At 72.4% G+C, this 13714-nt stretch carries 12 protein-coding genes; 8 read left to right on the top strand and 4 right to left on the bottom strand.

Annotated elements, in window-relative coordinates; all coding sequences use genetic code 11:
* The first annotated feature begins 100 nt into the window (after nucleotides 1–100).
* The 3 genes from YIM_RS30570 to YIM_RS30560 are packed head-to-tail and all read left to right on the top strand — an operon-like array spanning nucleotide 101 to nucleotide 4001.
* Nucleotides 101–922 (top strand): PPK2 family polyphosphate kinase, encoded by an 822-nt coding sequence (locus tag YIM_RS30570; RefSeq protein WP_153033631.1) that lies wholly within the window; start codon nucleotides 101–103, stop codon nucleotides 920–922.
* Between the two features lie 35 nt (nucleotides 923–957).
* Nucleotides 958–3054, top strand: a complete 2097-nt coding sequence (locus YIM_RS30565) for a S9 family peptidase (RefSeq protein ID WP_153033630.1) — start codon at nucleotides 958–960, stop codon at nucleotides 3052–3054.
* A complete protein-coding gene (locus YIM_RS30560; RefSeq protein WP_153033629.1) occupies nucleotides 3051–4001 on the top strand; it encodes an LLM class F420-dependent oxidoreductase in 951 nt (316 codons plus the stop codon). The genes YIM_RS30565 and YIM_RS30560 overlap by 4 nt, the downstream gene beginning before the upstream one ends.
* 13 nt (nucleotides 4002–4014) lie before the next feature.
* Here the strand turns inward: YIM_RS30560 and YIM_RS30555 are convergent, their stop codons facing one another.
* Nucleotides 4015–4341: a CrcB family protein gene (locus YIM_RS30555; RefSeq protein ID WP_153033628.1), complete on the bottom strand. Its 327-nt coding sequence runs from the start codon at nucleotides 4339–4341 to the stop codon at nucleotides 4015–4017.
* Nucleotides 4338–4724: a CrcB family protein gene (locus YIM_RS30550; RefSeq protein ID WP_228004106.1), complete on the bottom strand. Its 387-nt coding sequence runs from the start codon at nucleotides 4722–4724 to the stop codon at nucleotides 4338–4340. The genes YIM_RS30555 and YIM_RS30550 overlap by 4 nt, the downstream gene beginning before the upstream one ends.
* A gap of 146 nt (nucleotides 4725–4870) precedes the next feature.
* Here YIM_RS30550 and YIM_RS30545 point away from each other — a divergent pair, with 146 nt between their 5' ends.
* From YIM_RS30545 to YIM_RS30530, 4 genes are all read left to right on the top strand, one after another.
* Entirely contained in the window at nucleotides 4871–6319 is a 1449-nt protein-coding gene (locus YIM_RS30545; protein WP_194239796.1) for an aminotransferase class I/II-fold pyridoxal phosphate-dependent enzyme, read from the top strand.
* Nucleotides 6316–7590 carry a lysine N(6)-hydroxylase/L-ornithine N(5)-oxygenase family protein gene (locus YIM_RS30540; protein ID WP_153033626.1) on the top strand — a complete coding sequence of 425 codons (1275 nt, stop codon included), beginning with the start codon at nucleotides 6316–6318 and terminating at the stop codon, nucleotides 7588–7590. The genes YIM_RS30545 and YIM_RS30540 overlap by 4 nt, the downstream gene beginning before the upstream one ends.
* Nucleotides 7591–7679: 89 nt before the next feature.
* Complete coding sequence (locus tag YIM_RS30535) at nucleotides 7680–9419, top strand: IucA/IucC family siderophore biosynthesis protein (protein WP_153037340.1); 1740 nt, start codon at nucleotides 7680–7682, stop codon at nucleotides 9417–9419.
* Entirely contained in the window at nucleotides 9416–10702 is a 1287-nt protein-coding gene (locus tag YIM_RS30530) for a glutamine synthetase (protein ID WP_370468897.1), read from the top strand. The genes YIM_RS30535 and YIM_RS30530 overlap by 4 nt, the downstream gene beginning before the upstream one ends.
* Here the strand turns inward: YIM_RS30530 and YIM_RS30525 are convergent.
* Together YIM_RS30525 and YIM_RS30520 are read right to left on the bottom strand one after the other, a co-directional pair.
* Nucleotides 10662–11891: a glycosyltransferase 87 family protein gene (locus YIM_RS30525; protein ID WP_153033625.1), complete on the bottom strand. Its 1230-nt coding sequence runs from the start codon at nucleotides 11889–11891 to the stop codon at nucleotides 10662–10664. The two genes, YIM_RS30530 and YIM_RS30525, sit on opposite strands and share 41 nt — an antisense overlap.
* A gap of 30 nt (nucleotides 11892–11921) precedes the next feature.
* A complete protein-coding gene (locus YIM_RS30520; RefSeq protein ID WP_153033624.1) occupies nucleotides 11922–12893 on the bottom strand; it encodes a GlxA family transcriptional regulator in 972 nt (323 codons plus the stop codon).
* A gap of 95 nt (nucleotides 12894–12988) precedes the next feature.
* Here YIM_RS30520 and YIM_RS30515 point away from each other — a divergent pair, with 95 nt between their 5' ends.
* Complete coding sequence (locus tag YIM_RS30515) at nucleotides 12989–13684, top strand: DJ-1/PfpI family protein (protein WP_153033623.1); 696 nt, start codon at nucleotides 12989–12991, stop codon at nucleotides 13682–13684.
* Nucleotides 13685–13714: the final 30 nt, after the last annotated feature.

The raw sequence follows: 13714 nt of genomic DNA, 5'->3' as shown, positions 1-13714 counted from the left end.
GCGTTCGTTGCGCAGTTGACCGGCCTCGGGCACGAATCGTTGTGAGCCGGGCTGGGTGACCACCGATGCGCGCCCGCGATCACTGTTCTAGTGTCGCCGGATGACCGTGCGTGACGTGTTCCGGGCCGCGAGCGACGGCCTGCCGGACCCCGGCGACCGGCCGGCCGGGCCCCGCAAGAAGAGCAAGGCGCTCGAGGAGCTGCCCGCGCTCGGCGCCGAGCTGGACGACCTGCAGGAGCGGCTGTTCGCCGAGGGGGAGCGCAGCGTGCTGCTGGTGCTGCAGGGCATGGACACCTCGGGCAAGGGCGGCACGGTCCGCCACGTGCTCGGCATGGTGAACCCGCAGGGCGTGCGGTACCAGGCGTTCAAGAAGCCGACCCCGGCCGAGCGGCGGCACCACTTCCTCTGGCGCGTGCGCAAGGTGGCGCCCGCCGCCGGGCAGATCGGCGTGTTCGACCGTTCCCACTACGAGGACGTGCTGGTGCCGCGGGTGCTCGGGCAGCTCGCCGGGGCGGAGCTGAAGCAGCGCTACCGCGAGATCAACGCCTTCGAACGCGAACTGGCCGACTCCGGCACCACGGTGCTCAAGGTGTTCCTGCACATCTCCCCGGAAGAACAGCTGCGGCGGCTGCGCGCCCGCCTGCTCGACCCGGCCAAGCGCTGGAAGTACACACCGGACGATCTCGAAGCGCGGGAACGCTGGCACGACTACCAGCGCGCCTACCGCGGGGTGCTGCGGCAGACCGCCACCGCCGCCGCGCCGTGGTACGTGGTGCCCGCGGACCGCAAGTGGTACCGCAACTGGGTGGTCGCCGGGCTGCTGCTGGAAACCCTGCGCGAGATGGCGCCCGGTTACCCCGACCCCGGTTACGACGTGGCGGCCCAGCTGGCCGAGCTGGACGCGGCGAAAGCACTGCCGTAGCCAAACCGCCGGGGCGTCTGACAGAGTTGCTGCCCGTGAGTGACGACGTCTCCTTCCTCCGGAAACAGGCCCGCACCCAGCGGTTCACCCTGGGCGCGCCCAAGGAGTTCCGGATCTCGCCGGACGGCGCCCGCGTGCTGTTCCTGCGCGCCGAGTCCGGCGTCGACCGCCGGAACAGCCTGTGGAACCTCGACCTCGGCACCGGCACCGAGACCAAGGTGGTCGACGCCGCTCAGCTGCTGCCCGGCGAGGAGGACCTGCCGCCCGAGGAGCGGGCCCGCCGCGAGCGCAGCCGGGAGACCTCCGGCGGGGTGGTCGGTTACGCGGTGGACGCCGCCTTCCGGCTGGCCACCTTCAGCCTGTCCGGCAAGCTGCACACCGTCGACCTCGACACCGGGGCGATCACCACGCTGGTGGACACCTCGGTGATCGATCCGCGGCCGAACCCCGGTGGCACGCACGTGGCCTACGTGCGCGACCGGCGGCTGCGCGTGGTCGAACCGGCCACCGGGACCGACCGGTTGCTGGTCGACGAGCCGGGCGAGCACATCGCCTGGGGGCTCGCGGAGTTCATCGCGGCCGAGGAGATGGGCCGCGCCCGCGGGTACTGGTGGTCACCCGACGGCGACCGGCTGCTGGTCGAGCGAAGTGACGGCCAGGCGGTGCCGGACTGGACCATCGCCGATCCCGCGCACCCGGAGACCGGCGCGCACACCGTGTCCTACCCGGCCGCCGGATCGGCCAATGTGGATGTTTCGCTGGCGCTGATCGGCCTGGACGGCAGCCGGGTGGACGTCGAGCGCGGGGACTGGGAGTACCTCGCCGCGGTGCACTGGTCGGCTGGTGGCCCGCCGCTGATCGCGGTGCAGCCGCGCGACCAGCGACGGCTGGAGATCCGTTCGGTGGACGTGCGCGACGGCTCGACCTTCCTGCTGCACGCGGAAACCGACGAGCACTGGGTCGAGCTGGTGCCGGGTTCGCCCGCCTGGACCGCCGACGGCAGGCTGGTGCGGGTCGGCGTCGCCGACGACACCTACCGCCTGTTCGTGGACAACCGCCCGGTCACCGAACCGGGGTTGCAGGTGCGCTCGGTGCTGCACGTCGGCGACGAGGTGCTGTTCAGCGCCTCGGCCGGGGACCCGACGCAGATCCACGTGTTCCGCACCAGCGGCGACCGGGTGGAGCGACTGTCCCTTTCGGACGGTGTGCACATCGGCGCCGGTTCGGCCGCGGTCACCGTGCTGTCCTCGTGGAGCCTGGAGCACTGCGGTCCCGAGGTGACCGTGCTGGCCGACGCGAAGCCGGTGGCGAAGGTGGTCTCGTCCACAGTGGACCCCGGACTGGAGCCGAACCTGACCTGGCTGACGCTGGGCGAGCGCGGCCTGCGCGCGGCGCTGCTGCTGCCCACCGGATACCGGCCGGAGCAGGGCAAGCTGCCGGTGCTGCTCGACCCGTACGGCGGGCCACACGCGCAGCGCGTGCTGCAGAGCCGCAACGCCTTCCTGAGCCCGCAGTGGCTGGCGGACCAGGGTTTCGCCGTGCTGGTCGCGGACGGCCGCGGCACCCCGGGGCGCGGACCGGCCTGGGAGAAGGAGATCTCGCGCAAGCTCGCCGAGGTCACCCTGGCCGACCAGGTCGACGCCCTGCACGCGGCGGCGGCCGAGCACCCCGCGCTGGACCTGGGCCGGGTGGGCATCCGCGGCTGGTCCTACGGCGGGTACCTCTCGGCACTGGCGGTGCTCCGGCGGCCGGACGTGTTCCACGCGGCGGTCGCGGGCGCGCCGGTCACCGACTGGTCCCTGTACGACACGCACTACACCGAGCGCTATCTGGGCACCCCGCAGCAGGACGCCGAGTGCTACGAGCGCAATTCGCTGATCGCCGACGCCGGCGAGCTGAGGCGGCCGCTGCTGCTGGTGCACGGACTGGCCGACGACAACGTGTTCGTCGCGCACACGCTCCGGTTGTCCTCGGCGCTGCTGGCCGCCGGGCGCCCGCACACGTTCCTGCCGCTGGCGGGCGCGACGCACATGACCCCGCAGACCGAAGCCGTCGCCGAGAACCTGCTGCGCCTGCAGGTCGGCTGGCTGCACCGGGAACTCGAAGCCCACCGACAGGAGGAGAACGCGTGAACCGCTGGGGCATCACCATCCCGTTCACCGGCGTGCCGCTCGCCGCGCACCGGGAACTGGTGCAGGAACTGCCGGACCTCGGCTACACCGACGCCTGGTCCGCCGAAACCGCGGGCACCGACGCGTTCTCCCCGCTGCTGCTGGCTTCGCAGTGGGCGCCCTCGCTGCGCCTCGGCACCGCGATCGTGCCGGTGTACACGCGTGGTCCCGGCCTGCTCGCGATGAGCGCGGCGACGCTCGCCGAATGCGCGCCGGGGCGGTTCGTGCTCGGCATCGGCACCTCGTCGCCGGTGATCGTCGAGGGCTGGAACGCCGCCGAGTTCGACGAGCCGTTCGCCAGGACGCGCGACACCCTGCGCTTCCTGCGGGCGGCGCTGGCGGGGGAGAAGGTGACCGAGAAGTACCCGACGTTCTCGGTCAGCAAGTTCCGCCTGGAGCGCATCCCGGACCCCGCGCCGCCGATCATGCTGGCCGCGCTGCGCCCGGGCATGCTCAAGCTGGCCGCGAAGGAGGCGGACGGCGCCATCACGAACTGGCTCGCGCCTTCGGACGTGCCGAAGGTGCGTTCGGTGCTCGGCCCGGAGCCGGAGCTTGCCGCGCGCATCTTCGTCTGCCCCACCGAGGACGCCGACGCGGCGCGCGGCCTCGGGCGCCTGCTGATCAGCAGTTACCTGACCGTGCCGGTGTACGCGAAGTTCCACGACTGGCTGGGCCGCGAAGAAATCCTCGCGCCGATGCACCAGGCGTGGGCGGCGGGTGACCGCAAGGCGGCCAACGCGGCCATCCCGGACGAGGTGGTCGACGACCTGATCGTGCACGGCAGCCCGGAGGCCTGCCGCGAACGTGTCCAGTCCTATGTGGACAACGGGCTGACCACGCCGGTGATCGCCCTGCTGCCCACCGGCGGGGACCCGTTCGAACAGGTGCGGGCGCTGCGGCCCGCCTGAGCAGCTGGGCGCGCTAGGAGAACAGCTGCATGGTCAGCGCGGCTGTGCCGAAGCCGGCGGCCAGGGTGGCGGCCATGTAACCCAGCGCCCGCGCGCTGTGGCCCCGCCTGAGCAGTTCGACGGTTTCGTGGCCGAAGGTGGAGTAGGTGGTGAGGGCACCGCAGAGGCCGACGCCGAGCAGTGCCTGCACCGCCCCCGTGGTGCCGGTGAGGAAGCCGAGCAACGCGGAACCCGCGACGTTGGCAACGAACGTGCCCCACGGGGAGTTCAGGGCGCGGGAGACGAGATAGCGCAGCACCGCACCGGCCGCACCGCCGAGGGCGACGAGCAGCGCGGTCATTCTTCGCCCGATCGGGTGGGCCGGAGCACCGGGGCGAGCCGCATTCCGGCCGCGACGGCCAGCAGGCAGGCGGCCAGGGTGCCGAAGGTGTACCCGAACGCGGTGAGCCAGTGCCCGGTTCGCGCGGACTGCAGCGCGTCGAGCACCGCGGTCGAATACGTGGTGTAGCCGCCGAGCACGCCGACGCCGAGGAACGCTCGCCACAACGGGTTGGCGGTGACCGTGTACAGCACCCCGATGCACAGGCAGCCGGTCACGTTGACGAGCACTGTGGACACCGCGAAACCGCCCGGCGGGTGCGGAAACGCCACGGAAAGCCCGAATCGGGCGAGGCTGCCGAGCGCACCGCCGAGCGCGACCGCGCCCAGTACCCGCACCGGCAAGATCGTCACCTCCGCGGGCGAATCTACCTCGCCCGGCGGGACGTAGACCGGATGGCGGAACCGCCGCGCGCCCGGCCCCCCACATGATGAGGCGGGGAACGGGAGTCCGTACCCTTGCTCAGGGTAGGCATACCTAAGGAGGACGGGTGGCGAACTCGCGTGGGGAACCGGGTCCGGCACTGGCCGGCGGGCCGGCCGGGCACGAGCGGCTGGCCGAGCTGATTCCCTTCGCGTTGCGGGGTTTCGCGCGGGGTGCGGCCGAGCGCGGCGGGCCGGCGCCGAGCGGGGGCCCGGCCGCGGTGGCCGCGGAACTGGCGTCCGCGCTGCCCGGCGGAACGCTGCTCGCCGACGGCGTCGGCGCGGAACGCGCGCTGACCGAACTGGGCGCGCTGCTCGCCGCCGGTTCGGTCGATCCGGCGGATCCGTGGTGCGCCGCGCACCTGCACTGCCCGCCGCTGGCCGTTTCGGTGGCCGCGGACGTGGTGGCCGCCGCGCTCAACCCGTCGATGGATTCCTGGGACCAGGCGCCGGTGGCCAGTGAGCTGGAACGCGAGTTCACCGCCGCGCTGGCCCGGGTCTGCTTCCCCGGCGAGGCCGCTCCCGACGCCGTGGTGACCAGTGGCGGCACCGAATCGAACCTGCTCGGCCTGCTGCTCGCGCGCGAGCACGCGCCGGGCAACCGCGTGGTCCCCGTTTGCGGGGCCAACGCGCACCACAGCGTGGCGAGGGCGGCGTGGGTGCTGGGCCTGCCCGCGCCGGTGGTGGTCGCCTGCGACGGCGACCGGCTCCGCCCCGACGCGCTCGCCGAAGCACTGGCGGCGCTCACCGAACCGGCCGTGGTGGTGGCGACCGCGGGCACCACGAACACCGGTGAGATCGACCCGCTGGCCGAGATCGCCGCGGTGTGCCGGGCCGCGGGCGCGCACCTGCACGTGGACGCCGCGTACGGCGGCATGGCCCTGTTCAGCCCGGCGCACGCCGAGTTGCTGACCGGGCTCGCCGAGGCCGATTCGGTCGCGCTGGACATGCACAAGTTCGGCTGGCAGCCGGTCGCCGCCGGACTGCTGGCCTGCCGCGACGCCGACCGGCTGAACGCGCTGAACGTGCGCGCCGAGTACCTCAACGCCGACGACGACACCGAGGCCGGGCTGCCGGACCTGCTCGGCCGCTCCATCCGGACCTCACGGCGGCCGGACGCCTTCCGCATGGCGGTCACCTTCTACGCGCTCGGGCACCGGGAGATCGGCAGGCTGGTCGCGCGCTGCTGCGACACCGCCACCGAGGTCGCCGAGGACATCGCCGCCGATCCGGCGCTGCGCCTGTGGGCCGCGCCCTCACTGTCCACTGTGCTCTTCCGCCCGCGCGGGTCGGACGAGGTGGTGGCGGGGGTCCGGCGGACCCTGCTGGAGGCGGGTACCGCGGTGCTCGGCCGGGCCACCATGCCCACCGGCCCGGCCGGCGCCGAGCAGGTGTGGCTCAAGCTGACCCTGCTCAACCCGGAGGCCACCGCGGCGGACTACCGGCCGTTGCTGGCGCTGGTGGGGAAAACGGCCGCGGAGATGACCGCCGCCGGAGAGGAGCGGGTTCTTTCGTGAACCGCCCGGTGGACCTGGCCGGCGTCGGGATCGGCCCGTTCAACCTGTCCTTGGCCGCACTGGCCGCCGGGGTGCCCGGACTCGACGCGGTGTTCTTCGAGCGCCGCCGGAGTTTCCACTGGCACCCGGGCCTGCTCATCGAGGGCACCACCCTCCAGGTGCCCTTTCTCGCCGACCTCGTCTCGCTCGCCGACCCGACCAGTGAACTGTCCTTTCTGAACTACCTGCGCGCGAAGGACCGGCTCTTCCCGTTCTACTTCTCCGAGCGCTTCCACATCCCGCGCGCGGAGTACGACGACTACTGCCGCTGGGCGAGCGAGCGGCTGCCGTCCTGCCGGTTCGGGCGTACGGTGACCGACGTGCGCTGGAACACCGCCGAGAACGCGTTCACGCTTTCCTTCGAGGAGGGCGATCCGGTGGCCGCGCGCAACGTGGTGCTCGGTGTCGGCACGTCCCCGCGCGTCCCGGAACCGCTGCGAGAACTCGTCGGAGATCCTGAGGTGCTCGTCGTCCATTCGGCGGATTACCTGCGTGCGCGGGAAGAACTGCTCGTCGCGCCGTCGGTCACCGTGCTCGGGTCGGGGCAGTCCGGCGCCGAGGTGTTCCTCGACCTGCTGCGCGCCCGGCCGCACGGACTGCGCTGGCTGAGCCGGACGCGCTCGTTCGCGCCGATGGAGTATTCGAAGCTCGGGCTGGAGCAGTTCACCCCGGACTACACGGACTACTTCCACGGCCTGGCCGAACCGGTGCGCGACAGGCTGGTCCCGTCGCAGTGGCAGCTGTACAAGGGCATCGATGCCGAGACGATCGCGGCCATCCACGACGAGCTGTACGAGCTGGGCATCGGCGGCCGCTGGCCGGACGTGACGCTCACCCCCGGGGTGGAGGTGATCGGCGCGGGGCGGGCCGGGGCCGGGGTCGAACTGCGCGTGCGGCACGTCGAGCAGGGCACCACCGCGACCGTCCACACGGGAGCGGTGGTCGCCGCGACCGGGTACACCGAAACGCTGAGCCCGTTCACCGGCGACTGCGCGCGCGACGGCAGCGGGCGCCCGGTGGTCGGCCGGGACCACCGGCTCGAGCTGCCGCCCGAGGTCACCGGCTCGCTCTTCGTGCAGAACGCCGAACGCCACACCCACGGCGTCGGCGCCCCTGACCTCGGCCTGGCGGCGTGGCGCTCGGCGAGCATTCTCAACGCGCTCGCCGGGCGTACGGTCTACAGGTTGCCGGAACGCACCGCGTTCACCAAGTTCGGACTGGAGGGCTCGTGACCGAGACAGCGCAGGTGTCCCTGGCCACCGACGATCCCGCGGACGCCGCCGCGGCGTGGCGGGCGGCCGGAGCGCTCATCGTGCACAAGATGCTGGGGGAGTTGTCCTACGAGGGGCTGCTGCGGCCGGAGCCCGCTGATCCGGCGGACTCGGACGCGGACCACCGCGGCTGGGTGCTCACGCTGCCGGGCGCGCGATACGAGTTCCGCGCGCGCCGGGGCGCGTTCGACGCGTGGACCGTGCGGGCGGGCAGCGCGGTGCGCATCGCCGACGGGGCCAGCGCGCCCGCCGACGATCCGCGCACGCTGGTGGTGGACGCCAGGGCCGCGCTCGGCCTGAGCGGGCTGCGCCTGGCGGACGTGCTCGCCGAGCTGACCGCCACGGTGGCCAACGAAGCCGTCCGCATCGCCGGCGCGCCCAGCGCGGCTGTTCTGTCCACTATGGACTACAACCTGGCGGACGGCTACCTGACCGGGCATCCGAGGCTGGTGCTGAACAAGGGCCGCGTCGGCTTCTCGGCCACCGACCGCGAGCGGTACTCACCGGAGTCCGGGGCGGACGTGCTGCTGCGCTGGTTCGCCGTGCACCGCGACCACGCCCAGTTCCGCTGCATCGACGAACTCAGCGAGGAACGCCTGCTCGCCGAGGAACTCGACCAGGACCTGCGCGCCGATTTCACCGCCCAGCTGGCCGAATACGGCGATCCGGCGGACTACCTGCTGGTACCGGTGCACCCGTGGCAGGCCGACGAGATCATCGGCACGCTCTACGCCGCCGAGCTGAGCACCGGCGTGCTGGTCGACCTCGGGCCCGGTCACGACCACTACCGTCCACATCAGACAGTGCGGACACTGGCGAACGTGGGCAGGCCGGAGCGCCGTGACGTGAAGACGGCCGTGTCGGTGCGCAACACGCTGGTCTACCGCGGCCTCAACTCGGCGGCCACGCTGGCGGGCCCGGCGATCACCGCCTGGCTGAAGCAGGTCAGCGACGCCGATCCGATGCTCACCGAGCAGTACCGCTTCGAGCTGCTGGGCGAGGTGGCCAGCGTGTCGGTCCGCCACCCGCTCTTCGGCGCGCTGGACGAACTCCCGTACCGGTTCCACGAAACGCTCGGTGCGCTCTGGCGCGAGCCGCTGCGCGAACGCCTCGCGGACGGGGAGCACGCGTTGTCCTTCGCCGCGCTGCCGTATCGCGGGCCGGATGGCGCGTCGGTGCTCTCCATCTTGATCCAGCGGTCGGGGCTGGGCGTGGAATCCTGGTGCGCCAAGGTGTTCGACCTGCTCCTGACGCCGTTGCTGCAATGGCTGCTCCGCTACGGCGTGGGGTTCTGCCCGCACGGCCAGAACCTGGTCCTGATCGTCGACGAGGGCGGCAGGCCGCTGCGCGTGGCGATCAAGGACTTCGCACAGGGAGTGGACCTGCTCGACCAGGACGTCGACGTGTACGCCCAGCTGGCGCCGGAAGCAGCAGAAGAGATGTTGCGCTGGCCCGCGCACCTGCTCGCGCAGTCGCTGTTCAGCTCGGTGTTCTCCGGCCAGTTCCGGTTCTGGGCCGAACTGCTGCTGGACGAGCTTTCGCTGCCGCGCGCCCGGTTCTGGGAACTGGTGCGCGAGGTGGTCAACCGGTTCCGTGAGGCCAATCCCGAGCTGTCGGCGCGGTTCGACGCGTGCTCGCTGTTCGCGCCCGACGTCGAGCGGGTGACGTTGAACCGCGAACACCTCGCGGGCGGCGGTTTCGACAAGGTGGAGCGCGACGACGAGTTCGACGTGCGCTGGGGCCGGGCGCCGAACCCGTTGCACGGCCCCGATCCGGCGGGCGCCTGGTGAACGGAGCACCGCGTCCGGCCGGGCCGCGCAGCCTGGCCGGACGGCGGGAAGCCGCGCGGGTGCCGGACGGGCTGGCCGAGGTGCCGAGGGTGCTGCTGCTGGTGCCCGACCCGCACGCCCGGTTCGCCGGGGTCGAGCTGGACGGCCGCTTCTTCGCCGACGAGGTGCTGGCAGACGGGTATGGTGTCTGCTCGTACGTGTTCGTCTGGGACGTGAACCGCGACGTCCCGTCTACTTCGGACGAGTCGCTGCGTCGTTACGCCGACCGGTTCGGTGATCTGCGCATGCGGCCGGACCTCGCGACGCTGACCCCGGTGCCGGACGCGCTGGCGGTGGTCTGCGACGTCGAATGGCCGGACGGTTCGGCGGTGGACATCGCGCCCCGCACGGTGCTCGCCGGTCAGCTGGCGGCACTGGAGGAACGCGGTCTGGTGCCGTCGATCGGCATCGAGCACGAGGTGACCTTCCGCGGTCCCGATGGCGAACCGCTGACCGAACACCCGGTGGACTACGCGCTCGGTGGCACCGAACGCCTCCGCCCGGTGCTCCGGACCGCGGCCGGGCTGCTGGACCGCGCCGGGCTCGGGGTGGAGTCCGCGCGGGCCGAGTGCCACCCTGGCCAGTACGAGATCGTGCTGCGTCATCGGGACGCGCTGGCCGCCTGCGATGACGCGCTCCTGCAGCAGTTCCTGGTCCGGCGGGCCGCCGCCGAGCACGGCGTCACCGCCGGCTACCTGGCGGCCGAGGAGGCCGGCCGCGGCAGCTCCGGCCACGTCCACCTCTCGCTGTCCACTATGGATGGACAGCCGGTGGATCGCGGGCGGCTGGACGCTTTTCTCGCCGGTGTGCTGCGCGAAGCCAGGGCGCTGACACCGATCTGGGCGCCCACCTGGAACAGCTACGTCCGCCTGCGCACGGGCCCGTTCTCACCCCGGGTGCTGCGCTGGGGCACCGACGACCGGACGGCGTCCGTGCGCGTGGCCGGTGGTGCCACGCCGCGCCTGGAGTTCCGGTTCGCCGGTGCCGACGCCCAGCCGCACCTGGTGGTCGCGGCCCTGATCGCCGCGGGAATCACCGGCCTCGACGAGAACCTGGAGCCGCCGCCGGAAGGGGAGCCGTGCGGGGAACTGGCGGGCAGCCCGTGGGAGGCGCTGGCCGGGTTCTCCGGACTGCTCGGCCCGGCGGTCACCGCGCAGCAGACCTCGTTGCTGCGCGCGGAAATCGACGCCGGGCTGTCCTCGGTCAGCGATTGGCAGCGCGATCGGGCACGCTCGCGTTCCTGAGCCGGGTGAGCGCGGGCAGCGCGAGGCAGACCAGGAAAACCAGTGCCAGCAACAGGTAGACGTTCCCGGCGAACTGCTGACCGGTGGTCCACAGCAGTTCCTTGTCGTTGTACCCCGGCAGTTCGTGGAACGGCGCGAGGGTGAACGCGATCGTGGTGAGCAGCGCCGCGGTGAACCAGCCGACCGCGGTGAGCGAGTTTTCGGTGATCCGGCGCACCACGTAGGCCAGCATCACCACCAGCGCGGGCACCACCCAGACCCAGTGGTGCGACCACGAGGTCGGCGAGATGACCAGCGCCAGCGCCGCGTTGGCCATCAGCGCCGGTGCCGGGTCGGAGCGCCGCATCGCCACGATCGTCACACCGAGCACGACCAGCCCGAGCAGGATCCACCACACGGTCACGTCGGTGGGGGAGAGGCCGAACCGGGCCAGTGCCGCCTCGATCGCCTGGTTGGTGCGGAACGGTGAGCCGCTGACCTCGGCGAGTCCGTCGGAACCACCGGTCCAGAACTTCACCGAACCGGCGAAGTCGACGGCAAAGCCGACCGCGGTGGCCACCACACCGGTGGTCGCGGCCACGAGCGCCGAGCGGTAGTCCTTGCGCAGCAGGAAAAAAAGCACGAAGGCGGCGGGCGTGAGCTTGACCGCGGCGGCCAGGCCGACACCGATCCCACGCGGCCACCAGGTTTTCGGCGCCAGGCAGTCGACCGCGACCAGGCCCATCAGCAGCAGGTTGACCTGGCCGAAGGAGAAGGTGTCGCTGACCGGTTCGAGGAACACCGACAGCGGCGTGGCCGCGGCGGCGATCATGATCGCGCCGCGCGGGCCGCCCGAGGGCCACACGTGCCTGCCCACCACGTAGCCGGTGGCCGCGATGGCGGCGAAGTTGGCCAGCACCAGCAGGGTGTTCGCGGTGAACCAGGGCAGCGCGGCGAACGGCAGCAGCGCGATCAGCGCGAACGGCGGGTAGATGAACGGCAGCGGGTTGCCGATCTGCGTTTCCGGCATCACGCCGTAGAGATCACCGTCGGCCTGCCACGCGTGATAGCCGTTGCGGTAGACCTCCAGATCGATCTGCCACGATCCGGCGTCCTCGACCAGCGGCCAGAGCGTGAACCAGGCCCCGGCCACACCGAGCGCGAGCACCACCCAGAAGAACTTCAGCGCGACCGGCTTCTCGTTCGTCAACCTGCCCCCTTGCCTGAAACCGCGCACAGTCTAGGCGAGCAGTTTCCGCCGGTGCGTGCGGCGGTAGGCCGACGGCGGGGTGTCGTAGTGGTCGAGAAAGGCCTGGCGCAGTGACTCGGTGGAGCCGAATCCGCAGCGGCGCGCCACCGCGGCCAGCGGCAGGTCGGTGGTGGTGAGCAGCTGGGCGGCGGCCTCGGTGCGGACGCGGCGCACGTGCCTGGCCGGCGTGGTGCCGAGATGGGTGTCGAACAGCCGGGTCAGCTGGCGGGTGCTCAGGCCCGCCCGCGCGGCCAGCGCCGGGGCGCCGAGATCGGCGTCGAGGCTGCTGGCGATGTACCCGGTCAGGTCGCCGACCAGGCCGTGGTCGGGCGGCGGCGCGCTGAGGAACATGCTGACCTGCGCCTGGTTGCCCGGCCGTTGCAGGTAGGTGACCAGGTACCGGGCGATCTGCCTGGCCATCGACGGGCCGTGGTCGGCCTCGACCAGTGCCAGCGCGAGGTCCAGGCCGCTGGTCACCCCGGCGGAGGTGTAGACGTTGCCGTCGCGCACGTACAGCGGCGCGGGATCGACGTCGATCTCCGGGTGCTGCCCGGCCAGCCGCGTCGCGTCCATCCAGTGCGTGGTGCAGCGGCGGCCGGTGAGCACCCCGGCCGCGGCGAGCACGGTGGCGCCGGTGCACACCGACGCGATCCGGCGGCTGACCCCGGCCAGCCGCCGGATCTGCGCGATCATCCGCCCGTCCTCGGCCGCCGCCAGGTGCCCGAAGCCACCGGCCACCAGCAGCGTGTCGACCGGCCCGGTCACCTGGTCGAGCCGGACCTGCGGGGCCAGCGAAAGCCCGGACTGGCAGCGGATCGGCCTGCCGTCCAGCCCGGCCAGCCGGATCTCGTAGGCGGGCTTCGCCCGTAGCCGGTTCGCCGCGTCGAACACGTCCGACGGGCAGGCGATGTCGAGCAGTTCGGCCTCGGGGAACGCCACGATGAGTACCTGCCTGCTCGCCATGGCGCGACGATAGCAGCGGATGTCTTACCGACACGGATCGCAGGATTCCGGACATGGGCCGCCCGGCGCGTGCCCGGCGAGGCCATCGTGGCCGCATGACTGAACCGAAGACGATCGCGTGCGTGCTGTACCCCGGACTGACCCCGCTGGACCTGGTGGGCCCGCTGCAGGTGTTCGGCGCGCTGGCCGGGGTGACCCAGGGATACCGGGTGGTCGTGGTGGGCCGGGACCGGGACGTGGTGGACACGGACACGCCGCTCGGACTGCGCCCGAGCCACACCTTCGAAGAGGTGCCGTCGCCGGAGATCGTGGTGGTGCCCGGTGGCGGGGCGCCGACCTGGCGGGCGGCCACCGACGAGCGGCTGCTGGCGTACCTGCGGCAGGCGGCCGAGGGCGCGGAGGTGGTCGCGTCGGTGTGCACCGGCTCGCTGATCCTCGCCGCGGCAGGGCTGCTCGAAGGCCGCAAGGCGAACACGCACTGGAGCCACCGGCGGTTCCTGGCGGAGTTCGGCGCCGAGCCGGTGGACGACCGGTGGGTGGAGGACGGGAAGTTCCTCACCGCCGCCGGGGTGTCCGCCGGGATCGACATGGCGCTGCACCTGGTGGCGCGGCTGGCGGGGGAGGAGATCGCGCGCGGGGTCCAGTTCGCCGTCGAGTACGACCCGGAGCCGCCGCTCGGCGCGCTGGACTGGGCGAAGGCACCGCACGAGTTGTTCGACGCGTGGACCGGCCGGGCGATGCGCGAGGGACTGGCCGGAACGGCTCTGGCCGAACGACTGCTCCGGGAGTAAGGTCTAGACCATCCCGCCGCCGCAGGGATT

It is taken from the genome of Amycolatopsis sp. YIM 10, from assembly GCF_009429145.1.
Classification (GTDB): Bacteria; Actinomycetota; Actinomycetes; order Mycobacteriales; family Pseudonocardiaceae; genus Amycolatopsis.
The sequence above is the reverse complement of the archived record's forward strand: the minus strand, read 5'-3'. Positions and strand labels throughout refer to the sequence as shown.